Here is a 23,036-nt window from a genome sequence, read left to right as displayed (position 1 = left end):
CGCCCCGCCACCCCGCGCAGCCGGGAACGACTGAGGGGGCACACCCCGGAACCGGGATGCACCCCCTCGGCACAGCAAGCGGCAGCGGCTACGCGCCGCGCAGTACCGCGCCCGTGCGCTCGCCCGCCAGGGCGACCGCCGCGTCGCGGGCCGCCGTGGACTCCTCGGCGGTCAGCGTCCGGTCGGTCGCGCGGAAGCGCAGCGCGTACGCGAGGGACTTCTTGCCCTCGCCCACCTGCTCGCCCTCGAACACGTCGAACAGCCGCAGGGACTCCAGCAGTTCACCGGCGCCCTTGTGCAGCGCGTCCTCGACGGCGGATGCCGGCACCGACGCGTCCACGATCAGCGCGACGTCCTGGGTCGCCACCGGGAAGGAGGAGATCCGGGGAGCCTGGAGGGCCTCGCCGCCGGCCGCCGCGAGGCGGTCCAGGTCGAGCTCCATGGCGCTGGTGCGGGCCGGCAGACCCATCGCCTTGACCACGCGCGGGTGCAGCTCACCGGCGTGCCCGATGACCGTCTCCACCCCGTCCAGGGTGACGAGCAGCTCGGCGCAGCGGCCCGGGTGCCAGGGACCGTACTGGCCCTGGCGCACGACGAGCTCCGCACCGGCCTCGACGGCCAGCGAGCGCGCCGCCTGGACCGCGTCGGCCCAGTCGGCCGGACGGCCCTTGCCCCACCAGCCGGCCTGCTCGCGGGCCCCGGCCAGCACGACCGCGGCGTAGCGCGGCTGCGCGGGCAGGGCCGCGTTCAGGGTGGCGATCTCCTCGTCGGTGGGACGCCGGTCGACGCCGAGGCGTACGGCGACGCCCGGCTGCGCGGCGGCCCGGAAGACCGAGCCGGTCTCGAAGAGGGCGAGGTCGTGGCTGCCCCGGCTGTCGTTGCGGCGCAGCGCGCCGAGCAGACCCGGCAGCAGCGTGGTGCGCAGCGCCGGCTCCTCGTCGGAGATCGGGTTGACCAGCTTGACGACCTGGCGGGAGGCGTCGTGCGCGGGCAGCTGGAGCTGGTCGAAGACGCCCTCGCCCAGGAACGGGTAGCTGAGCGCCTCGACGTAGCCCGCGCCGGCCAGCGCGCGGCCCACCCGGCGGTGCAGCTGCTGCCGGGCGGTCAGACCGCGGCCGGAGGGCACCTGCGGGAGGGTGGAGGGAAGGTTCCCGTAGCCCTCCAGCCGGATGACTTCCTCGGCGAGGTCGTTGGGCTCGGCGAGGTCGGGCCGCCACGAGGGCGCCGTGACGACGAGCTCGTCCTGGCCGTAGACGTCGCAGCCGACCTCCTGCAGGCGGCGTACGACGGTCTCCCGGCCGTACTGCATGCCCGCGACCTTGTCGGGGTGGTCCGCGCTCATCGCGATGGTGCGCGGGGCGCCCGGGGCGGTGAGCTCGGTGACGCCGGCCTCGGCGGTGCCGCCCGCCAGCAGCACGAGCAGGTCGACGGTGCGCTGCGCGGCAGCGGCGGCGGCCTGCGGGTCGACGCCGCGCTCGAAGCGCTTGGACGCCTCGGAGGACAGCTTGAGGCGGCGGGCGGTGCGCGAGATCGACACGGAGTCGAAGTGCGCGGCCTCCACGACGACCTCGGTGGTGCCGGTGACGGCGCCCGTCTCGGGGTCGGTGACGGAGTCGGCGATCTCGGTGTTGGCGCCGCCCATGACACCGGCGAGCCCGATCGGGCCGCTGTTGTCGGTGATCACCAGGTCCTCGGAGTCGAGCGTGCGCTTGACCCCGTCCAGGGTGGTGAACTTCTCGCCCTGCTCGGCCCGGCGGACGCCGATGGCGCCGTCGATCCGCGAGCGGTCGTAGGCGTGCAGCGGCTGGCCGAGTTCCAGCATCACGTAGTTGGTGATGTCCACGGCGAGCGAGATCGGGCGCATGCCCGCCTTCTGGAGGCGGCGCGTGAGCCAGATCGGGGAGCGCGCCTCGGGGTCGAGGCCGGTCACCGTGCGCGCGGTGAAGCGGTCGCAGCCCCGCGGGTCGTCGATCTTGACGGCGTAGCCGTACGAGTTCGGCGCGGGCACGTCGAGCAGCGCCGGGTCGCGCAGCGGCAGGCCGTACGCGGTGGCGGCCTCGCGGGCCACACCGCGCATGGACATGCAGTAGCCGCGGTCCGGGGTGATGTCGATGTCGAGGACCTCGTCGACCAGCTCCAGGAGCTTGATCGCGTCGGTGCCGACCTCGTGCTCGTGCGGCAGCACGATGATGCCGTGCGTGCCGTCGTCGCCCATGCCCAGCTCGTCGCCGGAGCAGATCATGCCGTGCGAGGTGCGGCCGTACGTCTCGCGCGCGGCGATCGCGAAGTCGCCGGGCAGGACCGCGCCCGGCAGGACCACGACGACCTTGTCGCCGACGGAGAAGTTCCGGGCGCCGCAGACGATCTCCTGCGGCAGGCCGGTTCCGTTGGCCTGGCCGACGTCCACCGTGCAGAAGCGGATCGGCTTGCGGAAGCCTTCGAGCTCCTCGATGGTCAGCACCTGGCCGACGACGAGCGGGCCCTTGAGCCCGCCGCCGAGCTGCTCCACGGTTTCGACCTCGAGGCCGGCGTCGACGAGCTTGTGGGCCACGTCGCGACCGGTTTCACCCGCGGGGAGGTCGACGTACTCCCGCAGCCAAGAAAGCGGGACCCGCATCAGATCTCCATCCCGAACGGCCGGGTGAAACGGATGTCACCCTCGACCATGTCTCGCATGTCTTCTACGTTGTGGCGGAACATCAGCATCCGCTCGATGCCGAAGCCGAAGGCGAACCCGCTGTACTTCTCCGGGTCCACACCGCAGGCGATGAGCACCTTCGGGTTGACCATGCCGCAGCCGCCGAGCTCGATCCAGCCCTCGCTGGAGCAGGTGCGGCACGGGCGGTCGGGGTTGCCCACCGACGCACCGCGGCACACGTAGCACTGCATGTCCATCTCGGCGGACGGCTCGGTGAAGGGGAAGAAGTGCGGGCGCAGGCGCGTGGTGGTGCCCTCGCCGAACAGCTCCTGGACCATGTGGTCCATGGTGCCCTTGAGGTCCGCCATGGTCAGGCCCTCGTCCACGGCGAGCAGCTCGACCTGGTGGAAGACCGGGGTGTGCGTCGCGTCGAGCTCGTCGGTGCGGTACACCCGCCCCGGGCACACGATGTAGACGGGGGGCTTGCGCTCCAGCAGCGAGCGCGCCTGCACCGGGGAGGTGTGGGTGCGCAGCACGACGCCCGACTCGTCGCCCTCGGTGCCTTCCGGCCCCCGGACGAAGAAGGTGTCCTGCATCTGGCGCGCGGGGTGGTCGGGCGTGAAGTTGAGGGCGTCGAAGTTGAACCACTCCGCCTCGACCTCGGGGCCCTCCGCGACCTCGTACCCCATGGCCACGAAGATGTCCGCGATGCGGTCCATCAGCGTGGTCAGGGGGTGCCGGGCGCCGGCGGGCACGCGGTCGTGGGGCAGCGTGACGTCCACCGCCTCCTCGACCAGCACCCGCTCGTCGCGCTCGGCTTCGAGCGCGACCGTGCGGGCCCCGAAGGCCTTGTTCACGGCGCCCCGGGCCTGACCCACGAGCTTGCCCGCGGTGGCCTTGGCCTGCGGGGGCAGCGCGCCGATCTCTCGGTTGGCGAGCGCCAGGGGCGAGCGGTCGCCCATGTGCGCGGTCTTCGCCTCCCGAAGTTCGTCGAGGTCGCCGGCGGCGGCGAAGGCGGCGAGCGCCTCGTCCCGCATGCGCTCGATCTCTTCCGGTTTCAGTGCCTCGACCTCGACAGGGTCGTACGACTTGTTCGGTGCCGACATCTCTTCCCGTACTTCCGATGGCTGGCTGGTGGGTCCCCCGCGCGACGCGCAGGACGCGCTCGGCACAAGGACACAAAGGTGCCAAAGGTCGAGTCTAAAGGTCGCTGGGGGTGAAGGAGCCCGTGGGCCGCCTGGCGAGACGCTCCGCAGGGCTACTGCGTGAGGTACGCCGGGGCGCCGACGGGCAGGATAAATCGGAACTCGGCGCCGCCTCCGGGGCCGCGGCCGACCTTGATGGTGCCGCCGTGGGCTTCCACGATGCCCTTGACGATGTAGAGGCCCAGACCGGTGCCGCCGCGCTTGCTGCCCCGCCAGAAACGGGTGAAGACGCGGCCCATCGACTCCTCGGGGATACCAGGGCCTTCATCGGTCACGGTGACGGCGGTTCCCTTCTCGGTCTTCCCCGCGGCATTCGCGAAGCTGGTCGGCGTCACGTCGATGGTGACGGTTCCGTCGCCGTGCCGCACCGCATTTTCGAGCAGGTTGCCGAGGATCTGGTCAATTTTGTCCGGGTCCGCCCACAAGTCGGGCAGCGGTCGGCTCACGCTGACCAGGAACCGCTCCGGGGCCTGTCCGTTCGCGGTGAGCGCCTGGACGTGGCGGCCCACGGCGGTGGAGATGTCGACCGGCTGGCGGCGGACCTCCAGACGGCCCGAGTCGATGCGGGAGATGTCCAGGAGCTCGGCGATGAGCCGGGTGACGCGGTTCGCGTCGGCGTCGACCGTCTCCAGCATCAAGCGCTTCTGGTCGTCCGTGAACCGCTCCCACTTGGCGAGCAGGGTCGCCGTGAACCCCTTCACGGAGGTGAGCGGGGAGCGCAACTCGTGCGCGACGGTGGCGATCAGCTCGGCGTGGCTGCGCTCGGTGCGCCGCCGGGCCTCGGTGCCGCGCAGGGTCACCACGAGCCGGCGCACCGGGCCCTTGGGGTGGGTGCGCACGTAGCGGGCGGAGACGAGCACCTCGCGGCCGCCGGGGAGCAGCAGGTTGCGCTCGGGCTGTCCGCGCCGGGTGGCGAGGCCTCCGTAGGGGTCGGTCAGCGCCCACCAGCGGCGGCCTTCGAGGTCCTCCAGAGGGAGTGCGCGCTCGATCTCCAGGCCCAGGGCCTCGCCCGCCACGAGGGCGGTGATCCGGGCCGCCGCGGAGTTGAAGCAGATGACCCGGCCGGTGGCGTCCGCGATCACCAGCCCGTCGGGCAGGTCGTCGGGGTCGATCCCGAGCGCGGCGTACTCGCCGTGCCCGTCGGAGTCCTCCGGCGCGTCCGGCCCCTCTGCGGCGGGGCCTACGGGGCTCGCGGGCGCGGGCAGGGCCCGCGCGGGCGGGGCGGTGGCGGCGGAAGCCGCCTGGGGATGCTGCACCGGCACCCGGGCGGCGGGCGCGGCCAGCTGGGACACGGTCGCCAGGACCGGTGCGCCGGCCGCCTTGGCGGCACCTGGCGAGCTGTTCGTACCGACGGTCATGTCCCCGTACCCCACATCTCCGAGTAGCACAGTGGGCCCCCCGGGCCGCCACATTACTAGCTGGGGGTCACGGAGCGGCACCCTCCGGGCGCCCGCTGTGCACGCGCGGAGGCGTACAGGCACACCGCGGCGGCCGTGGCGAGGTTCAGGCTCTCGGCCTTTCCGTGGATCGGGACCCGTACGACCGCGTCGGCGAGCGCCCTGGTCTCCTCGGGCAGGCCCCAGGCCTCGTTGCCGAAGATCCAGGCCGAGGGGGTGCCCATGGTGCCCGCGTCGAGCTCGGCGTCGAGGTCGTCCGTACCGGCCCCGTCGGCGGCCAGGATCCGCACGCCGGCCGCGCGCAGCCCTTCGACGGCCTGTTCCACGGGCACGCCGACGGCCACCGGAAGGTGGAAGAGGGAGCCCACGGAGGCGCGTACCGACTTGGGGTTGTACAGGTCCACGGAGGCGTCGGTCAGCACGACCGCGTCGGCTCCGGCGGCGTCCGCGCAGCGCAGCACCGTACCGGCGTTGCCGGGGTCGCGGACGTGCGCGAGGACGGCGACGAGCTTGGGCCGGGCCTTGAGGATCTCCTCGAACGGGGAGTCCAGGAAGTGGCAGACGCCGACCAGGCCCTGCGGGGTGACGGTCTGCGAGACCTCCGCGAGCACCTCGTCGGAGGCGTAGTGGACCCGGGCCCCGGCGGCGTACGCGGCGTCGACGATGTCGGCGTAGCGCTCGGCGGCCTCCACGGTCGCGAACAGCTCGATCAGCGTGGACTCGCCGCCGGCGCCGCGGTGCTCCACGGCCTCGCGCACGGCCTGCGGGCCCTCGGCGATGAAGCGGCGCTCCTTGGTGCGGAAATTGCGTCGCGCCAGTCGCCTGGCGGCGGCCACCCGGGTGGACCGGGGGGAGATCAGCTCGGCGGGGGTGCCCATGGCGGTCGGCTCGCTTCCGTACGTACAGCGGGTGGAACTCGGTCGAACTCGGTGCTCAACGCACCGGACCCGCAGGCGCGAGGCCTGCGGGTCCGGGCAAGTTACTGCAGCCTTGAGGGCGTGCTGCTTAGGCAGCGACCTTCGGGGCGTTGACGTCGGCCGGGAGGGCCTTCTGCGCGACCTCGACCAGCGCGGCGAACGCGTTGGCGTCGTTGACGGCCAGCTCGGCGAGGATCTTGCGGTCCACCTCGATGTTGGCGGCGTTCAGACCCTGGATGAGGCGGTTGTACGTCATGCCGTTCTGACGGGCAGCCGCGTTGATGCGCTGGATCCAGAGACGACGGAAGTCGCCCTTGCGCTTCTTGCGGTCGTTGAAGTTGTAGACCAGGGAGTGGGTGACCTGCTCCTTGGCCTTGCGGTACAGGCGCGAACGCTGACCGCGGTAACCCTTCGCCGCCTCGAGGATTGCCCGACGCTTCTTGTGCGCGTTTACTGCCCGCTTGACGCGTGCCACTGTGTACTCCTTGTAGCGGGGCCGTGGAAGTGTTCACACGGCCCGAATTCGATGGGGTCCCGGTCTTGACGTGCTCCCGCTCCCGGAAGGGGAGCGGAGGACGTCACTTGCCGAGAAGCTTCTTGATCTTCTTGGCGTCGCCGGGGGCCATCTCCGCGGTGCCGGTCAGGCGGCGGGTGACACGGGACGACTTGTGCTCGAGCAGGTGGCGCTTGCCGGCGCGCTCGCGGAGCACCTTGCCGGAGCCGGTGATCTTGAAGCGCTTCTTGGTCCCGGAGTGCGTCTTGTTCTTCGGCATGGCGCCGTTATCTCCTCGTCGGTGGCGCCCCCACCGGCCCTGGTGGGGGGCCGGCTCACGGGAGCGTCATGTTGTATCGGTGATCCGAGACGGGCTGCCTCGGAATCAGGCCTGGGCAGAGGCCTCGTCCGAGGCGGCTGCCTCGTCGGTGCCGGCCTCGGCCGCGTCGGTCGCGTCGGCCGCTTCGTCGGAAGCGTCCTCCACGTCGACGTCCACGTCCTCGGCTTCGAGTGCAGCGTTCTCCGCCTCGAGCGCGGCGTCGGCGGCCAGGGCCTCGTCACCACTCTCGTCGCTGGCCACAGCACCCTGGCGCTCGGCCTTGCGGGCGGCCTGCGCCTCGCGGGCTTCGGCCATCGCCTCGGTCTTCTTCTTGTGCGGACCGAGAACCATGATCATGTTTCGGCCGTCCTGCTTCGGGTTCGACTCGATGAACCCGAGGTCCTCGACGTCCGAAGCCAGACGCTGCAGCAGTCGGTAGCCGAGTTCCGGCCTGGACTGCTCGCGACCACGGAACATGATCGTGATCTTGACCTTGTCGCCCTGCTTGAGGAACCGAACGACGTGACCCTTCTTGGTGTCATAGTCGTGCGGGTCGATCTTCGGCCGGAGCTTCATTTCCTTGATGACCGTGTGCGCCTGGTTCTTGCGCGCCTCACGGGCCTTCATGGCCGACTCGTACTTGAACTTGCCGTAGTCCATGAGCTTGCAGACCGGCGGGCGTGCGGACGCCGCGACCTCGACCAGGTCGAGGTCGTACTCCTGCGCGAGCTCGAGCGCCTTGGCAAGCGGCACGATGCCGACCTGCTCGCCACTCGGGCCGACGAGTCGTACCTCGGGAACGCGAATCCGGTCGTTGATGCGGGGCTCGGTGCTGATGGATCCTCCTCGGTAGCACCACACGGCTGCCTGGAGGACAGCCGCTGACGTTTTTCCGTCAGACCGACCGCGGCGGGGAATGAAAAAAGCCCCGCCGGGCACAGACGAGGGCTCCAATACAACCGGAGCACCGTCGCGTGCGAACCGCGGGGCGCAAAATCGGGCAGCTTTCCATCGTCCGTACGGAACGATGGATACCACCAGACCGGTGACCCGCCTCCCGTGAGGGCGGCTGGGTGGGAGAATCGGAGCCTCCACTTGTGGGCCGGGCACATAAGTGTCCGGCCGGTCGAAGTACATACTAGCACCCGCGTTGCAAGCCCGCCGCACGGCATATCGTGGGGCACATGACTGACGCGACGCCCTCCGGTTCCACCTCTGCATCCCCGGCCGCTCCCGACTACGACGACCTGACCCGCGACATCGCGGACGTGCCGGCCGTCGAGGTCATCACCACGGTGGCCGTCCACCTGCTCAGTGCGGCAGCGGTCAACCTGGGCCTGGACAAGCCGGACTCCGAATACAAGGACCTCGACGAGGCCCGCAAGCTGATCACCGCCCTGGCCGGGCTGGTCACCGCGAGCGCCACCGAGATCAGCTCCTTCCACGCCGCCCCGCTGCGCGACGGCCTGAAGTCCCTCCAGCTGGCCTTCCGCGAGGCCTCGCTGGTGCAGGACGAGCCGGGGCAGGGCCCGGGCGAGAAGTTCACGGGTCCCGTGTACGCGTAACCGGGGCAACGCTTCACCGCGGCGCCACCACGCCGAAGGGCCCGACCACACCTCAACGTTCAGGTGTGGTCGGGCCCTTCGGCGTTCCGGGTCGTTCAGCGCGCGAAGAGCGGCTCGCCCGGCGGGACCGGGGCCCCCTCCGGGAGCAGCGCCAGGTCCAGCCCGCCCACGAGGCGTGCGCGCAGGGTCTCGTCGGCCGCCAGGGCCCCGGCCACCCGGCGGGCCGCCGCGGCGGCCTGCGGACCGGCGGCCAGCACGATCGCCAGGGTTCCGTCGGCGTCCGCGCCGCCCGGGCCGAGGTGGGCGGCGAGTACGGCCGGCTCGGCGGCCACGACGGCCCGTACGGCCTCGCGTACGGCGGGGTCGGCGAGCGGGCCCGCGTCCGTGCGGCCCTCGGCGAGCGCCAGCAGCGCGGGGCCCGCGAGCTGGTACGGGACCGGTCCGGACAGGTCCAGGACGATGGTGTCGGCCTTCTCGTGCGCGGCGGCGGCCAGCGCCTGGTGCAGCGGCACCGCCACCGGGCGGGCGGCCGGGTCCCACAGGGCCAGCGAGGCGATGGAGGTGAAGGCGGGCAGGGCCCGCCGGTCCCCCGCCCGCAGGGTGGGGACGGCCATGTCGCTGGTCTTCTCGCGCCTCAGTCCGGTCTCGGGGTCGGTCTCGACCTCGCCGAGGACCGCGACCACGGGAACCAGCAGGCGGGCGTCCTTGAGGGCCGCCAGCACCTGGGGCTCCTCGGCTCTGTCCTCGGCCCAGGCGGCCAGGGCCGCACTCAGCCGGGGGTCGGCGGAGCCGTCGTCGTCGGAGAAACCGGGGTCGGGAATGTTTTTGTTCGCCACAGTTCCCCGAGCCTATCCCGCGTCGGGATCCTGCCGTCCGGCCCGGGGCCGCCGGGCCAGTACGCCGCCCGCCACGAGCAGTGCCAGCCCCGCGGCCACGCCCGCCGGGGCTCCGAAGCGGTCCCGGAGCCCGGGGCCCGGCACCGGGTCGGGGCCGGGGCCGAAGTAGGGGCTCCCGGCCGCGACGGGTTGGGGCAGCACCGGCTCGGGGGGCATCCCGTCGGCGGCTTGGAGGGCGGCGACGGGATCCACCAGGCCGAAGCCGCGGGAGTCGTCGCGGCCGCCGGGCGGGGAACCGGAGGCGGTGTCCTCCAGCAGGTTCTTGATCTGGGCCGGGGACAGGTCGGGGTGTGCGGCCTTGACCAGGGCGACCGCGCCGGAGACGAAGGCGGCGGCGGCACTGGTGCCCCAGCCCTCGTAGTAGGAGCGGTCGGGGTCGGCGATGACCACGCCAACGCCCGGGGCGCTGACGGTCGCGTACCAGCTGCGGGTGGAGAAGGACGCCTTCTTGTTCTTGCGGTCGACGGCCGTGACGGCGATGACCCCGGGGTAGGCGGCCGGGTACGAGACCCGGTCCCCCGACTTGCCGCCGTTGCCGGCGGAGGCGACGAGGACCACGCCCTTGCCGAGGGCGTACTGGACGGCTTCGTCCTCGGCGGCCTCGTGGTGGGCGGAGCTGCTGTCGTCGCCGAGCGAGAGGTTGATCACGTCGGCACCGTGGTCGGCGGCCCAGCGGATGCCCTCGGCGAGGGCGCCGCCCTTGCTGTCGCGGGCCTTGTCGCGGCCGGGGTCGCCCTCCTCCAGGATCACCCGGACCGGGAGGATGTCCGCCTTCGGGGCGATGCCGCGGACGCCGCCCAGGCGGAGGCTGCCGTGTCCGTGCCCGGCGATGATCCCGGCCATGGCGGTGCCGTGGCGGGCCCAGGCACGGTCGCCGCGCTTGGCGCCCATGCCGACGAGGTCGGTGCCCTCCAGTACCTGCCCGACCAGGTCGGGGTGGGTCGGGTCGACCCCGGTGTCGAGGACGGCCACGGTGACCCCCTTGCCCTCGGTGATGCCCCACGCCTCCTCGGCGCGCAGGGCCGTCAGCCCCCACTGGCGGTCGCGGATGGCGTCGGCGGCGGCCGGCGGCGCGGCGGTGACGGCGAACAGGGCTCCGAGGGCGAGGGCCGCCGGGAACAGGGCGCGGCGGGTCACGGGCCGGCCTCCGGGGTCGCCGTGGGGGCCTGTGACGGCTGCGGGTCCTGCGAGGCCGGCGGGTTCTGCGACGGCTCCGCGGACGGCGTGCCCGGCTTGCCCTGCGGGGAGGTCGCGAGGGTGCTCAGGGTGCGTTCCACGAGGTCGGCCACGGCCTTGGCCTCGTGGCCGAGGCCTGCCTGGGCCACGCGTCCGCGGGCGTCCTCGGCCATCTTGTCCTCGGCGGGACTGGGGGCGCCGAGACGGCGGCCGTCGGCGAAGGCGGAGACGGTGTAGACGACGACCGGGGCGTCGGCGAGCACGGTGGCGGTCCAGGCGGCCCGGCGGTTGTCGCGGATCTTGTAGCCGGTCGGGGCGGTCAGCTTGCCGCGCAGCAGGTCCATGGCGGCGGCCTCGGCGGGGGTGAAGACCATGCCGACGGTGACCAGGGAGCTGCGGGTGGCGTCGGTGTACGTGGCGCGGAGCACGCGGGTGCACCCGGTCTCGGCGAACAGGGCCTGCCAGTCGGCGGCGAGCGCCTCGGAACAGGCCGCGTCGGCGGCGGGGGTGATCCGGGTCCACGTGCGGTCGGCGCCGCCCGGCCCGGCGTCCTGGCCGTCGAGGACGGGCGGGAAGAGGGTGTCGACGGGGGTGCTGTGCCAGAGGGACGCGGCCTTGCGGTACGCCTCGGCGGGGTCCACGGGGCGCTGTGCGGCCCGGTGGTCGGAGACGGCCTTGTAGCCGGCCGCACCGGTGAGACCGAGGCCGAGGAGGCCGCACAGGGCGGCGGCGAGGACCGCTCCCCGGCGTCGCCGTGGCGGTGCCGGAACGTGGTCGGGCGTGGTCAGGACCCCGCCGTGCGGTGTGGACGTACTCATCCGGCGGCTAAGCCCCCCGTTCCCGTCGGCTGCCTGCCCCTACTTTACGCGCCCGTCCGCACCTGGAACGTCGGCCGGGGAGGAGCGACGGTACCCGCGTTCGAACTGCCGTCTCCCTGCCCAAAAGGGGCATCCGGAAGTCGAGACCGAGATGTGACCGCAGCACCCCCCGAGCCTCTGACCTGGGTGGGGCGTCCGGCGACTCCGCGAACCCCCTACCCACGAGTACACCCATCTGGCAGGCTGCCGCCCATGAACTCCCCCGCCGCCGACCGGGCCCGTTACGACCGGGCCACCGCCCATCTCGACGCTCCGCTCGCCCTCGTGGATCTCGACGCGTTCGACGCCAACGCCGACGATCTCGTGCGCCGAGCCGGCGGGAAGCCGGTCCGGGTGGCGAGCAAGTCCGTACGGTGCCGGGCGCTGCTCGAACGGGTCCTGGCGCGGCCCGGGTTCGCCGGGATCATGTCCTACACCCTCGCCGAGTCGATCTGGCTGGCCCGCTCGGGCTTCGAGGACGTGCTGCTCGCCTACCCGTCCGCCGACCGGGCCGGCTTCGCCGAACTCGCCGCCGACCCGAAGCTGGCCGCCGCCGTCACCGTGATGGTCGACGACCTCGCGCAACTGGAACTCGTGGACCGGGCCCGCGACGGCGGCGGCCAGGAGATCCGGGTCTGCCTGGAACTGGACACCGCCCTGCACCTCTTCGGCGGCAGGGTGCGCGTCGGCGCCCGCCGCTCCCCGCTGCGCGAGCCCGCGCAGCTCGCCGAGCTGGCCCGCGCGGTGAGCGCCCGGCCCGGCTTCCGGGTGGTCGGGCTGATGGGCTACGAGGGCCACGTGGCCGGGGTCGGGGACGCCCTCTTGGGGCGTCCGCTGAGGTCGCGCGCCATCCGGCTGATGCAGGGCGCGGCCCGCAAGGAGCTGGCCGCCCGCCGCGGCGAGGCCGTACGGGCCGTGCGCGCGGTGGTCCCGGACCTGGAGTTCGTCAACGGCGGCGGCACCGGCAGCGTCCAGCAGACCGCCGCCGAGGACGCGGTCACCGAGATCGCCGCCGGGTCGGGGCTGTACGTACCGCGGCTGTTCGACAACTACACCTCGTTCAGCGGCCGCCCGGCGGCGCTCTTCGCCCAGCCGGTGGTCCGCCGGCCCGGGGTCGGGGTGGTCACGGTGCTCGGCGGCGGCTACCCGGCCTCCGGCGCGCCCGGCGCGGACCGGCTGCCGGTTCCGTACCTCCCCGAGGGACTGCGCTACGACGCGCAGGAGGGGGCCGGCGAGGTGCAGACCCCGCTGCTCGGCAGCCCGGCCGACGATCTGCTGATCGGCGACCGGGTCTGGTTCCGGCACGCGAAGGCCGGTGAACTGTGCGAGCGCTTCGACACGCTGCACCTGGTCCAGGGCGACCGGGTGACGGCCACCGCCCCGACCTACCGGGGCGAGGGCCGCACCTTCCTCTAGAGGCAGGGTCTCCTGGAGGAACGGTCCTCTAGAAGACGGAGTCCGTCTGGTCCGGGATGACGCTGGTGTCACCCCGGAGCACGGGCCCCGGGGTGCCGTCGCGGCCGGTGAAGCCGGTGGTCGCGCAGGGGTACGGCGCGGCCTTCTGCTTCTTGGGCTGGATGAACATCGGGTTCACGATCCACTTGCCGTCGCTGTTGTCGTAGGCGCGGCACATCAGCTCGTTCTTGTTGCGGTTGACGACGAGCCGCAGCACGGTCGCGTCGCGCAGGAACGAGATGTCGGTGTCGGAGTCGCCCGCGGCGAACACCTGGCGGCGGGCGGCCGGCTGGACCTTCTCGGCCGCGGCGCCGCGGACCCCGTAGATCTCCTTGTTGATCCAGCAGCGCTTGCCGTCGATGTACGTGATCATCGTGTCGGCGCCGTCCGCGACGGACCCGCAGCCCTGCAGGTGGGAGGTGAACTTCCCGCCGTACGTGGTGGTGTTGCGGATGCCGATGACGTGCCCGGCGTCGATGCCCACGCCCTCGGCCCACACCTCGACGACCGGCTGCGGCGAGGCCGAGCTGATCCAGACGTCGAAGCCGGCCTTCTGCAGGGCGGCGATGAGCTCCTTCTGCTGGTCGTAGTAGCGCACCCAGCCGGTGGCGGTGGTGGAGCCGACCTGCTGCTTGGCATCGACCGGGGCGGCCAGGTTCTCGGCCCGCGCGGCGGCCGTGAAGCCGCGGATCTCGCGCGCGGTCCATCCCTGCATGAGCTGCGGCAGCCAGGCGTAGGCGGGCTCGGTCGTACGGCGGTCCCAGCCGGCGAAGGCGGGGGCGGCCGCGCGGGTGGCGGCGGTGCCGTAGACGGCGTTGATCTCGTCGGCGCAGCCGGCTCCCTCGGGGGTTCCGGTGGGCAGCGGGGCGCCGGGCTTCGCGAGGGCGCCGCAGGCCTCGGCCAGGGCCCGGGCGGCGGCCGGGGTCAGGAAGCGGCTGGTGCCGCTCCAGTCGCCCCCGGCGGGCTGGCGGATCTTGCCGTTGCGCAGCAGCCAGAACATCTGCGCGTCGCCCACGTCGTTCTTGACGACGGTGTTGTCCCAGTCGAAGACGGCGACGGGCTTGTTGCGGTTCGGCCGGTACGGGTTGCAGCTGCCGTAGTCCTCGATGAGCTGCTGCAGCCGGGCCTGGTTGTCCCCGTACCAGGCAGCTTTGAGCTGCGGGGTGGTGCAGTGGCCGGGGCGGGCCGCTTGGGCGGCGGGGGCGGCGGCCACGAGGGCGCCGGCGGCTATCGCGGCGGCGGCGCCTGCGGCCTGGAGCCGCCGCACGGAGCTGAGTCGGGTCACTGAGGTGGGTTCTCCTGGTTCTTCTTCAAGATCGTCGCGGACGGTGGAGCACGACAGCCGGGCGTCGTGCGACGCCCGGCTGTCGGGTGGGTGGTGGGGATGTGGACGTTTAGAGCGGGGTGACGTACGCGCCGGAGATGCCGCCGTCGACCAGGAAGTCGGTGGCGTTGATGAAGGAGGAGTCGTCGCTCGCGAGGAAGGCGACGGCGGCGGCGATCTCGGTGGGCTCGGCGAACCGGCCCAGCGGGATGTGCACGATCCGGCGGGCGGCGCGCTCCGGGTCCTTGGCGAAGAGCTCCTGCAGCAGCGGGGTGTTGACGGGCCCCGGGCACAGCGCGTTGACGCGGATGCCCTCGCGGGCGAACTGCACGCCGAGCTCGCGGGACATGGCGAGCACGCCGCCCTTGGAGGCGGTGTAGGAGATCTGCGAGGTGGCGGCGCCCATCCGGGCCACGAAGGAGGCGGTGTTGATGATGGAGCCGCGGCCCTGGCGCTGCATGTAGGGCAGGGCGGCCTTGCAGCAGAGGTAGACGGAGGTCAGGTTGACGTCCTGGACCCGCTTCCAGGCCTCCAGGCCCGTGGTGAGGATCGAGTCGTCGTCCGGGGGCGAGATGCCGGCGTTGTTGAAGGCGATGTCCACGGAGCCGTAGGTGTCGAAGGCGGTCTTGAACAGGGCCTCGACCTCCTCCGGGCTGGTGACGTCGACCTTGACGAAGGTGCCGCCGACCTCTTCCGCGGCGGCCTTGCCCGCGGTCTCGTCGATGTCGCCGCAGACGACGTTGGCGCCTTCGGAGGCCAGTCGGCGGGCGGTGGCCAGTCCGATGCCGCTGCCGGCTCCGGTGATGACGGCGGTACGGCCGACCAGACGGCGGCAGACGATCTCTTCGGTGGGCTCGATGCTCATGTTCTTCAGGCCTCCGTGCTGATGAAGACGTTCTTGGTCTCGGTGAAAGCGGTGAGGGAGTCGGGTCCGAGCTCGCGCCCGAGTCCGGACTGCTTGTAGCCGCCGAAGGGGGTCCAGTAGCGGACGCTGCTGTGGGAGTTGACCGACAGGTTGCCCGCGGCGACGGCCCGCGAGACGCGCAGCGCGCGGCCCACGTCGCGGGTCCACAGGGAGCCGGCGAGGCCGTAGTCGGTGGCGTTGGCGAGGCGTACGGCGTCCTCCTCGTCCTCGAAGGGCAGGACGACGGCGACCGGTCCGAAGACCTCCTCGGTGGCCACGGCGGCGGTGGGGTCGACGCCGGTGACGAGGGTCGGGGGGTACCAGAAGCCGGGGCCCTGGGGGGCGGTGCCCCGAACGACGGTGAGGTCGTCGGTGACGTAGGACCGTACGCGGTCCAGCTGCGCCCGCGAGATCAGCGGTCCCAGCTGCGTGTTCTCGTCGTACGGGTCCCCGACGACGACCTTCTCGACGGCGGGCACGAGCAGTTCCATGAACCGGTCGTAGGCGGAGCGCTGTACGAGGATCCGCGTGCGGGCGCAGCAGTCCTGCCCGGTGTTGTCCAGGAAGGACATCGGGGCCGCGGCCGCCGCCGCCTCCAGGTCCGCGTCGGCGAAGACGATGTTGGGGTTCTTGCCGCCGAGTTCGAGGGTGAGGCGCTTCACCCGGTCGGCGCACTTGGCCATGATCCGCTTGCCGACGCGGGTGGAGCCGGTGAACACGATCTTGGCCACCCCCGGGTGCTCGACGAGGGCGTCGCCCGCGACCTCGCCCCGGCCGGGCAGCACCTGGAACAGGTGCTCGGGGAGTCCGGCCTCCAGGGCGAGCTCGGCGAGGCGCAGCGCGGTGAGCGGGGTGGTCTCGGCGGGCTTGAGGATGACCGCGTTGCCGGCGGCCAGCGCCGGGGCCAGGCCCCAGGCGGCGATCGGCATGGGGAAGTTCCACGGCGCGATCACGCCGATGACGCCGAGGGGTTCGAGGAAGGTGACGTCGATGCCGCCGGCGACGGGGATCTGGCGGCCGGAGAGCCGTTCCACTCCCCCGGCGGCGAAGTCGAGCACGTCACGGACGTTGCCGGCTTCCCAGCGGGCGTTGCCGATGGTGTGGCCCGCTTCCCGGACCTCCAGCTGTGCCAGTTCCTCGATGTGCCCGTCGACGACCGCGGCGAAGCGGCGCAGCAGCCTGGCCCGGTCGCCGGGGGCGGCGGCCGCCCAGGTCCGCTGGGCCGCGGTGGCCCGTACGACGGCGGCGTCGACGTCGTCCCGTGTGGCGGCCGGGACGACGGCGACGAGTTCCTCGGTGGCCGGATTCAAGACTTCCAGCGCATCGGACACGTGGTGGCCTTTCAGACGTTCGGGTGCGGTGGGTGCGGTGGGTCCGGTAATGGGGTGTGCGGGGACTGCGGCATGCCTGCGGTACGCCTGCGTTATGCCTGCGTTATGCCTGCGGCATGCCTGCGGCATGCCTGCGGCCCTAGAGGCGCTCGAAGGAGCGGCGCAGTTCCCAGTCGGTCACGGCGGAGTCGTACGCGTCCAGTTCGACGCGGGCCATGTTCCGGTAGTGGGCGACGACCTCGGGGCCGAAGGCGGCCTTGGCGATCTCGCTGTTCTCCCAGAGCTCGGCGGCCTCGCGCAAGGTGGTGGGGACGTGCGCGAAGTCGGCGGTGTAGGCGTTGCCGGCGCAGGCCTCGGGCAGCTCCAGCCGGTTCTCGATGCCGTAGATCCCGGCCGCGACCAGGCCGGCGACGGCGAGGTACGGATTGACGTCGCCGCCGGGCAGGCGGTTCTCGAAGCGCATGGAGCGGCCGTGGCCGACGACTCGGAGCGCGCAGGTCCGGTTGTCCACGCCCCAGGCGACGGCGGTCGGCGCGAAGGATCCCGGCCGGAAACGCTTGTAGGAGTTGATGTTGGGGGCGTAGAGAAGGGAGAAGTCGCGCAGCGCGGCGAGCTGGCCGGCCAGGAAGTGGCGCATCACGGGCGACATGCCGTCGTGGTCGTGTGCGTCCGGGCCCTCGGCGGCCATCGCGCTGCGTCCGTCGGCATCGTTGAGCGAGAGGTGGATGTGACAGGAATTGCCCTCGCGCTCGTCGTACTTGGCCATGAAGGTGAGCGAGACGCCCTCCTGGGCGGCGATCTCCTTGGCCCCCGTCTTGTAGACGGAGTGCTGGTCACACGTGGTCAGCGCCTCGTCGTAGCGGAAGACGATCTCGTGCTGGCCGAGGTTGCACTCGCCCTTGGCCGATTCGACGACCAGGCCGGCGGCCTGCATCTCGTTGCGGATGCGGCGCAGCAGCGGTTCGACGCGGCCGGTCCCGAGGATGGAGTAGTCGGTGTTGTACTGGTTGGCGGGGGTCAGGCCGCGGTAGTCGGAGTTCCAGGCCTGCTCGTAGGTGTCCAGGAACACCATGAACTCCAGCTCGGTGCCCACCATCGCGGTGTACCCGTGTTCGCCGAGGCGCTCCAGCTGGCGGCGCAGGATCTGCCGGGGCGCGGCGACCACGGGCGAGCCGTCGTTCCAGGCGAGGTCGGCGAGGACGAAGGCGCTGCCGGGGTTCCAGGGGATCCGGCGCAGGGTGGCGAGGTCGGGGTGCATGGCGAAGTCGCCGTAGCCCCGGTCCCAGGAGGACATCTCGTACCCGTCGACGGTGTTCATGTCCGTGTCGACGGCGAGGAGGTAGTTGCAGCCCTCGGTGCCGTGTCCGAGGACCTCGTCGAGGAAGAACTGTGCGGCGAACCGCTTGCCCTGGAGGCGTCCCTGCATGTCGGGGAAGGCCAGGACCACTGTGTCGATCTCACCGCTGGCGACGAGGGCGCGGAGCTCCTCGGTCGAAAGCGGCGGCTTGCGGTCTACCACGGGATTCTCTCCTTCGGTGAGCCGAGGGGGCCTAAGGTATTGAATAGAACCATTGCTTGGGAAGGGGAGGAGGCGAGATGACCGATACGGCGAGCGAGGACGAGGCCGCCCGGCGGCTCAATCCCGTACTGCGACAGGTGCGGGCGGGCAACGGTTTCGAGGAGGCGCTGGAGCAGATCCTCCAGGTGGTCCGGCTCGGACTGGTGCCGGGCGGGGAACGGCTTCCGCCGGAGCGCGAGTTGGCCGAGCGGATGGGGATCAGCCGGGTGACGCTCCGCGAGGTGCTGAAGGTACTCCAGGACCAGGGCCTGGTGGAGGCCCGGCGCGGACGGTACGGCGGAACGTTTGTCCTGCCCCGCCCCGACACACCGGCCGGGGGCACCGAGGAGGAGCTGCGGCGCCGGGTCGCGGGCGTGGACATCGAGGACGTCCTGCGCTTCCGCGAGGTCCTGGAGGTGGGCGCGGCCGGCCTGTGCGCCTCCCAGGGCCTGTCCGAGCGGGACACCGACCGGCTGCTCGGCGCGCTGACCGCCACCCACGACGCCCCGCTGCCGGACTACCGCCGCCAGGACACCCTCTTCCACCTCACCCTGTGCGAACTCGCCGGATCCGCCACCCTGACGGCCCAGTACGCGGCCGTCCGGGCCACCGTGAACGACCTGCTGGACTGCATCCCGCTGCTGGTGCGCAACCTGGAGCACTCGCAGCAGCAGCACAGCACGCTGGTGGAGGCGGTGCTGGACCGGGACCCGCAGGCGGCGCGCGAGGTGATGCGCGAGCACTGCTGCGGCACTGCGGCGCTGCTGCGGGGGTTCCTGACCTGATCCGGACCCACCGCGGCCGCCCCGGCCGCCCCGGCCGCCCCGGCCGCCCCGACCGAGAGGCATTCGTAACCCCCGTTTAACGCAGGGGTCTTGCGCCCGCCATGCCCGAGCGGCAAAGGTACGCCCCACAACCATTGCCCTAGGCAGGAGCGCACATGGCCGACGACACCGGCGCACGGCTGGCAGCCGTGCCCGAACCCGCACAGTCCCCCGAGAACGGCACCGACGGCTACCTGGAGCGCCGCACCCTGCGCCGCGGCAGCGCCGGCTGGCTGCTGCTGACCGGTCTCGGTGTCGCGTACGTGGTCTCCGGCGATTTCTCCGGCTGGAACATCGGCCTCGCCCAGGGCGGTTTCGGCGGCCTCGCCATCGCCACCGTCCTGATGGGCGCGATGTACGCGTGCCTGGTCTACTCCCTCGCCGAACTGTCGGCGATCCTGCCCACCGCGGGCGGCGGTTACGGTTTCGCCCGCCGGGCGCTCGGCACCTGGGGCGGCTTCCTCACCGGCACCGCGATCCTCATCGAGTACATCCTCGCCCCGGCCGCCATCGCCATCTTCATCGGCGACTACGTGGAGTCCCTCAACCTCTTCGGCCTCACCTCGGGCTGGCCGGTCTACCTCGCCTGCTTCGTCGTCTTCATAGGCATCCACCTGTGGGGCGTGGGCGAGGCCCTGAGCTTCTCGCTCGTCGTCACCGCCATCGCCGTGATCGCGCTGGTCGTCTTCGCCGTCGGCGCCTTCACCCAGTTCGACCCCGCCAACCTCGACAACATCGCCGTCGACACCACCGCCGCCGGCGCGAGCTCCTGGCTGCCGCTGGGCATCCTCGGCATCTGGGCCGCCTTCCCGTTCGGCATGTGGTTCTTCCTCGGGGTCGAGGGCGTGCCGCTGGCCGCCGAGGAGGCCAAGGACCCGGTCCGCTCCGTACCGCGCGCCCTGTCGATCTCCATGGGCATCCTGGTCCTGCTCGCCCTGGTCACCTTCCTCGCCTCCACCGGCGCGCGCGGGGCCGACGCCATCAAGGACGCGGGCAACCCGCTCGTCGTCGCCCTGGAGGGCGATCCCGGCCTCTCCTGGCTGAAGACCTTCGTCAACTACGCGGGCCTGGCCGGACTGGTGGCCTCCTTCTTCTCCCTCATCTACGCCGGCTCCCGCCAGCTGTTCGCCCTCTCCCGGGCGGGCTACCTCCCCCGCTTCCTGTCCCTGACCTCGAAGCGCAAGGCCCCGTACCTGGGCCTGCTCATCCCCGGCGCCATCGGCTTCGCGCTGGCCGCCGCCACCGGCAACGGCCCGCGCATGCTGAACATGGCGGTCTTCGGCGCGACCATCTCCTACGCCCTCATGGCGCTCTCCCACATCGTGCTGCGGCGCCGCGAGCCCGGCCTGGAGCGCCCGTACCGCACGCCCGGCGGCATCGTGACCTCCTCGGTGGCCTTCGTCCTCGCCCTCTCGGCCCTGGTCGCCACCTTCCTGGTGGACAAGGACGCGGCATTCATCGCACTGGCCGTGTACGCCGTCGCCCTCGCCTACTTCGCGTTCTACAGTCGCCACCACCTGGTGGCCTCCGCTCCGGAGGAGGAGTTCGCGGCGCTGGCGGAAGCCGAAGCCGAGCTCTCCCGCGACTGAGCGCAGCCCCCAGCCCTCTGCCCCTGTCCTCCGGAGGTTTCCCCCGTGCCCAGGCCGCTCATCGGCATCACCACCTACGTCGAGCAATCCACCCGCTACGGGGTGTGGGACGTCCCGACCTCCCTCATCCCCACCGGGTACTACGAGCTCGTCCAGGCCTCGGGCGGCACCGCCGTCCTGCTCCCGCCGGACGAACCGGAGGCGGCGGCGGAGGTGCTGAGCCGGCTGGACGGCCTGGTCGTCGCGGGCGGCCCCGACGTGGACCCGGTCCGCTACGGAGCTCCGCGCGATCCCCGCACCGGGCCGGCGGCGACCCTGCGCGACACGTGGGAACTCTCCCTGATCTCCGCGGCCCTGGCCTCGGGCACGCCCTTGCTCGGCATCTGCCGTGGCATGCAGGCACTGAACGTGGCCTTGGGCGGCACCCTGATCCAGCACGTCGACGGCCACGTGGCGAGCCCGGGCGTGATCTCCTGGCACCCGGTCCGCCCGGTCCCCGGCACGCTGTACGCGGCGCTGGTCCCGGAGGAATCGGAGGTCCCGACCTACCACCACCAGGCCGTGGACCGCCTGGGCCGGGGCCTGATCGCCTCCTCCCACGCCACCGACGGCACGGTGGAGTCCATCGAACTCCCCGCCCCCTCCCCCTGGACCCTGGGCGTCCAATGGCACCCGGAACTGGACAAGGACACCCGAGTCATGTCAGCCCTGATCACAGCAGCCTCCACCCACCCCTGACCCCGATCACACCCCCTCCAGCCGTCCGACACTTGAGGACCAGCGTCCGGGCCGGAGCCCCAGAAGGCCCCGGGCACAGCCCGGCACCCCCTCCAGCCCCTCCGACACTTGCGGACCGGGTCCGGGGCGAAGCCCCAGAAGGGCCCGGGCGGAGCCCGGCACCCCCTCCCAGCCCCTCCGGCACTTGCGGACCGGGTCCGGGGCGAAGCCCCAGAAGGGCCCGGGCGGAGCCCGGCACCCCCTCCAGCTCGTCCGGCGTTTGAGGACCGGGTCCGGGCGGAGCCCCAGAAGGGCCCGGCACCCCCTCCAGCCCCTCCAACACTTGCGGACCGGGTCCGGGCGGAGCCCCAGAAGGGTCCGGGCGCAGCCCGGCGCCCCCTCCAGCTCGTCCGGCGTTTGAGGACCGGGTCCGGGCGGAGCCCGGGGAACGGTGGAAGGGCGGGTAGGGGACAAACTCCGCACCAGCCCCCACGGCCGGCCCCCGAGTACGGGGCGGGGGCGGCCGTGGGAGGGGCGAAGTCCCCTACCCGCCCTTCCACCGTTCCCCGGGGCCCTGCCCCGGACCCCGTGGGTGCAGCGTCAGCGCCGGGCCATCCCCGCGTCCAGACGGGATCGGCACCAGGCCCGCGCCGGGCGAACACCTGGTCCGCGCGCGGCAGCGCCGGGTCCACGAGGCCGGCACCGCCGAAGCCCCCCGCCCCCCGCCCGGGGTCAACGCCGGGTCCACGAGACCGGCACCGCGCCAGCCCCCCGCCCGGGGTCAACGCCGGGTCCACGAGACCGGCACCGCGCCAGCCCCCCGCCCCCGCCCAGGGTCAACGCCGGGTCCACGAGACCGGCACCGCGCCAGCCCCCCGCCCCCGCCCAGGGTCAGCGCCGGGTCAGCGAGAGCAGATCCCGCGCGGGCCCCGCCGGCCTCGCCCCCGCGGGCCACACCGCCCGGAGCTCCCGCTCCAGCCCCGCCCCGAGCACCGGCACGCACACCAGCCGCCGCCCCGCCAGCTCGTCCCCGACCGCCAGTTCCGACAGCACGCACGGCCCGGCCCCGCTGACCGCCGCCGCCTTCACCGCGGTGGTGGAGGCCAGTTCCAGCAGCGGCTCCGCCAGCCCCCCGCATCCGGCCAGCGCCGCGTCCAGGACCTGCCGGGTCCCCGACCCCCGCTCCCGCAGGATCAGCGGGGTCGCCGCCAGCTCCGCCGGTTCCACCCCGCGCGAGCGCCGGGCCCAGGGGTGCCCGGGGGCCACCGCCACCACGAGGCGGTCCTGCGCGATGACCACCGAGTCCAGTCCCTCGGGCACGCTCAGCCCCTCCACGAACCCGAGGTCCGCCTCGTGCGCCAGCACCCGCTCCGCCACCACCGCCGAGTTCCCCGCGTGCAGCGACACCGCCGTGTCCGGCCGCTGCCCGCGCAGCGCGATCAGCCAGCCGGGCAGCAGGTACTCCGCGATGGTCATGCTGGCCGCGACCCGCAGCCGGGAGTCGCGGCGGCCCCGCAGCGCCTGCGCGCCCGCGTCGAAGGCCTCGGCCGCCTCCACCACCCGCCGGGCCCAGTCCGTGACCAGAGCGCCCTCGGCGGTCAGCGTCGAGCCGCGCGGGGAGCGGTCCACGAGCGCGACCCCGAGCCGGGTCTCCATCGCCCGGATCCGGCTGCTGGCGGCGGGCTGGGTGATCCCGAGCCGCCGCGCGGCGGCGCTGAGACTGCCCACGCGCGCGACCGCGAGCAGCAGTTCCATGGCCCCCAGGTCGGGGACCCGGTGCGCCAGCGGAAGCTGCCCCTCGACCCACTCCTCATTACCGTGCCCATTACCCATAACTTCACTTTATGCCCTCATAGGAAGAGACCCTCTGC

20 protein-coding genes are annotated in these 23,036 nt (G+C 72.7%); 5 read left to right on the top strand and 15 right to left on the bottom strand.

Annotated elements, in window-relative coordinates; genetic code table 11:
- Positions 1–88: 88 nt before the first annotated feature.
- The 7 genes from pheT to infC form a co-directional block, all read right to left on the bottom strand.
- Entirely contained in the window at positions 89–2,617 is a 2,529-nt protein-coding gene (pheT, locus tag OHA37_RS31455) for a phenylalanine--tRNA ligase subunit beta (protein ID WP_266910215.1), read from the bottom strand.
- Positions 2,617–3,744 (bottom strand): phenylalanine--tRNA ligase subunit alpha, encoded by a 1,128-nt coding sequence (gene pheS / locus OHA37_RS31450; protein WP_266910213.1) that lies wholly within the window; start codon positions 3,742–3,744, stop codon positions 2,617–2,619. The genes pheT and pheS overlap by 1 nt, the downstream gene beginning before the upstream one ends.
- Before the next feature lie 152 nt (positions 3,745–3,896).
- Positions 3,897–5,201, bottom strand: a complete 1,305-nt coding sequence (locus OHA37_RS31445; RefSeq protein WP_266910211.1) for a sensor histidine kinase — start codon at positions 5,199–5,201, stop codon at positions 3,897–3,899.
- Positions 5,202–5,257: 56 nt separating this feature from the next.
- Positions 5,258–6,118: a TrmH family RNA methyltransferase gene (locus tag OHA37_RS31440; RefSeq protein ID WP_266910209.1), complete on the bottom strand. Its 861-nt coding sequence runs from the start codon at positions 6,116–6,118 to the stop codon at positions 5,258–5,260.
- Positions 6,119–6,245: 127 nt separating this feature from the next.
- Positions 6,246–6,632 (bottom strand): 50S ribosomal protein L20, encoded by a 387-nt coding sequence (gene rplT, locus OHA37_RS31435; protein WP_214948116.1) that lies wholly within the window; start codon positions 6,630–6,632, stop codon positions 6,246–6,248.
- Between the two features lie 103 nt (positions 6,633–6,735).
- Positions 6,736–6,930 (bottom strand): 50S ribosomal protein L35, encoded by a 195-nt coding sequence (rpmI, locus tag OHA37_RS31430; RefSeq protein WP_215021864.1) that lies wholly within the window; start codon positions 6,928–6,930, stop codon positions 6,736–6,738.
- A 105-nt stretch (positions 6,931–7,035) separates the two neighbouring features.
- Positions 7,036–7,830, bottom strand: a complete 795-nt coding sequence (infC, locus tag OHA37_RS31425; RefSeq protein WP_266913259.1) for a translation initiation factor IF-3 — start codon at positions 7,828–7,830, stop codon at positions 7,036–7,038.
- 323 nt (positions 7,831–8,153) lie between these two features.
- Between infC and OHA37_RS31420 the strand changes: the two genes are divergently transcribed.
- A complete protein-coding gene (locus tag OHA37_RS31420) occupies positions 8,154–8,534 on the top strand; it encodes a DUF1844 domain-containing protein (RefSeq protein ID WP_266910204.1) in 381 nt (126 codons plus the stop codon).
- Between the two features lie 95 nt (positions 8,535–8,629).
- Here the strand turns inward: OHA37_RS31420 and OHA37_RS31415 are convergent, their stop codons facing one another.
- Genes OHA37_RS31415 through OHA37_RS31405 form a run of 3 tightly spaced genes read right to left on the bottom strand, consistent with a single transcriptional unit; the run spans position 8,630 to position 11,424 of the window.
- Complete coding sequence (locus tag OHA37_RS31415) at positions 8,630–9,370, bottom strand: SseB family protein (RefSeq protein WP_266910202.1); 741 nt, start codon at positions 9,368–9,370, stop codon at positions 8,630–8,632.
- Between the two features lie 12 nt (positions 9,371–9,382).
- Positions 9,383–10,567 carry a type VII secretion-associated serine protease mycosin gene (mycP, locus tag OHA37_RS31410; protein ID WP_443046239.1) on the bottom strand — a complete coding sequence of 395 codons (1,185 nt, stop codon included), beginning with the start codon at positions 10,565–10,567 and terminating at the stop codon, positions 9,383–9,385.
- On the bottom strand, positions 10,564–11,424 hold the full coding sequence (locus OHA37_RS31405) for a hypothetical protein (protein ID WP_266910199.1): 861 nt from the start codon (positions 11,422–11,424) through the stop codon (positions 10,564–10,566). The genes mycP and OHA37_RS31405 overlap by 4 nt, the downstream gene beginning before the upstream one ends.
- Before the next feature lie 252 nt (positions 11,425–11,676).
- Between OHA37_RS31405 and OHA37_RS31400 the strand changes: the two genes are divergently transcribed.
- Positions 11,677–12,879 carry an amino acid deaminase/aldolase gene (locus OHA37_RS31400; RefSeq protein ID WP_266910197.1) on the top strand — a complete coding sequence of 401 codons (1,203 nt, stop codon included), beginning with the start codon at positions 11,677–11,679 and terminating at the stop codon, positions 12,877–12,879.
- A gap of 28 nt (positions 12,880–12,907) precedes the next feature.
- Here the strand turns inward: OHA37_RS31400 and OHA37_RS31395 are convergent, their stop codons facing one another.
- From OHA37_RS31395 to OHA37_RS31380, 4 genes are all read right to left on the bottom strand, one after another.
- Positions 12,908–14,203, bottom strand: coding sequence for a haloacid dehalogenase-like hydrolase (locus OHA37_RS31395; RefSeq protein WP_266910195.1), 1,296 nt, complete (start codon positions 14,201–14,203; stop codon positions 12,908–12,910).
- 109 nt (positions 14,204–14,312) lie between these two features.
- Positions 14,313–15,107 carry a 3-oxoacyl-ACP reductase gene (locus tag OHA37_RS31390; protein ID WP_243334068.1) on the bottom strand — a complete coding sequence of 265 codons (795 nt, stop codon included), beginning with the start codon at positions 15,105–15,107 and terminating at the stop codon, positions 14,313–14,315.
- A gap of 5 nt (positions 15,108–15,112) precedes the next feature.
- Entirely contained in the window at positions 15,113–16,477 is a 1,365-nt protein-coding gene (locus OHA37_RS31385) for an aldehyde dehydrogenase family protein (RefSeq protein ID WP_266910192.1), read from the bottom strand.
- A gap of 139 nt (positions 16,478–16,616) precedes the next feature.
- The gene (locus OHA37_RS31380) at positions 16,617–17,996 is read right to left on the bottom strand and encodes a glutamine synthetase family protein (protein WP_266910190.1); all 1,380 of its coding nucleotides are present in this window, start codon (positions 17,994–17,996) and stop codon (positions 16,617–16,619) included.
- Between the two features lie 77 nt (positions 17,997–18,073).
- Between OHA37_RS31380 and OHA37_RS31375 the strand changes: the two genes are divergently transcribed.
- The 3 genes from OHA37_RS31375 (at position 18,074) to OHA37_RS31365 (ending at position 21,186) form a co-directional block, all read left to right on the top strand.
- Positions 18,074–18,820, top strand: coding sequence for a FadR/GntR family transcriptional regulator (locus OHA37_RS31375; protein ID WP_266910188.1), 747 nt, complete (start codon positions 18,074–18,076; stop codon positions 18,818–18,820).
- Positions 18,821–18,975: 155 nt separating this feature from the next.
- A complete protein-coding gene (gene eat, locus OHA37_RS31370) occupies positions 18,976–20,448 on the top strand; it encodes an ethanolamine permease (protein WP_266910186.1) in 1,473 nt (490 codons plus the stop codon).
- 45 nt (positions 20,449–20,493) lie between these two features.
- The gene (locus OHA37_RS31365) at positions 20,494–21,186 is read left to right on the top strand and encodes a gamma-glutamyl-gamma-aminobutyrate hydrolase family protein (RefSeq protein WP_266910184.1); all 693 of its coding nucleotides are present in this window, start codon (positions 20,494–20,496) and stop codon (positions 21,184–21,186) included.
- A gap of 870 nt (positions 21,187–22,056) precedes the next feature.
- Here the strand turns inward: OHA37_RS31365 and OHA37_RS31360 are convergent.
- Positions 22,057–22,998 (bottom strand): LysR family transcriptional regulator, encoded by a 942-nt coding sequence (locus OHA37_RS31360; protein WP_266910182.1) that lies wholly within the window; start codon positions 22,996–22,998, stop codon positions 22,057–22,059.
- Between the last annotated feature and the right edge of the window lie 38 nt (positions 22,999–23,036).

The sequence above is a fragment of the Streptomyces sp. NBC_00335 genome, from assembly GCF_036127095.1.
GTDB lineage: Bacteria > Actinomycetota > Actinomycetes > Streptomycetales > Streptomycetaceae > Streptomyces.
This window is presented reverse-complemented; position numbering and strand designations above follow the sequence as displayed.

What these genes read in the sequence shown, in the direction of transcription:
- eat (WP_266910186.1), top strand. Translation starts at nt 18,976, where the DNA reads ATGGCCGACGACACCGGCGCACGGCTGGCAGCCGTGCCCGAACCCGCA.
- rpmI (WP_215021864.1), bottom strand. Translation starts at nt 6,930, where the DNA reads ATGCCGAAGAACAAGACGCACTCCGGGACCAAGAAGCGCTTCAAGATC.
- OHA37_RS31390 (WP_243334068.1), bottom strand. Translation starts at nt 15,107, where the DNA reads ATGAGCATCGAGCCCACCGAAGAGATCGTCTGCCGCCGTCTGGTCGGC.
- OHA37_RS31360 (WP_266910182.1), bottom strand. Translation starts at nt 22,998, where the DNA reads ATGGGTAATGGGCACGGTAATGAGGAGTGGGTCGAGGGGCAGCTTCCG.
- OHA37_RS31400 (WP_266910197.1), top strand. Translation starts at nt 11,677, where the DNA reads ATGAACTCCCCCGCCGCCGACCGGGCCCGTTACGACCGGGCCACCGCC.
- OHA37_RS31420 (WP_266910204.1), top strand. Translation starts at nt 8,154, where the DNA reads ATGACTGACGCGACGCCCTCCGGTTCCACCTCTGCATCCCCGGCCGCT.
- OHA37_RS31445 (WP_266910211.1), bottom strand. Translation starts at nt 5,201, where the DNA reads ATGACCGTCGGTACGAACAGCTCGCCAGGTGCCGCCAAGGCGGCCGGC.
- pheS (WP_266910213.1), bottom strand. Translation starts at nt 3,744, where the DNA reads ATGTCGGCACCGAACAAGTCGTACGACCCTGTCGAGGTCGAGGCACTG.
- OHA37_RS31375 (WP_266910188.1), top strand. Translation starts at nt 18,074, where the DNA reads ATGACCGATACGGCGAGCGAGGACGAGGCCGCCCGGCGGCTCAATCCC.
- OHA37_RS31405 (WP_266910199.1), bottom strand. Translation starts at nt 11,424, where the DNA reads ATGAGTACGTCCACACCGCACGGCGGGGTCCTGACCACGCCCGACCAC.
- pheT (WP_266910215.1), bottom strand. Translation starts at nt 2,617, where the DNA reads ATGCGGGTCCCGCTTTCTTGGCTGCGGGAGTACGTCGACCTCCCCGCG.
- OHA37_RS31440 (WP_266910209.1), bottom strand. Translation starts at nt 6,118, where the DNA reads ATGGGCACCCCCGCCGAGCTGATCTCCCCCCGGTCCACCCGGGTGGCC.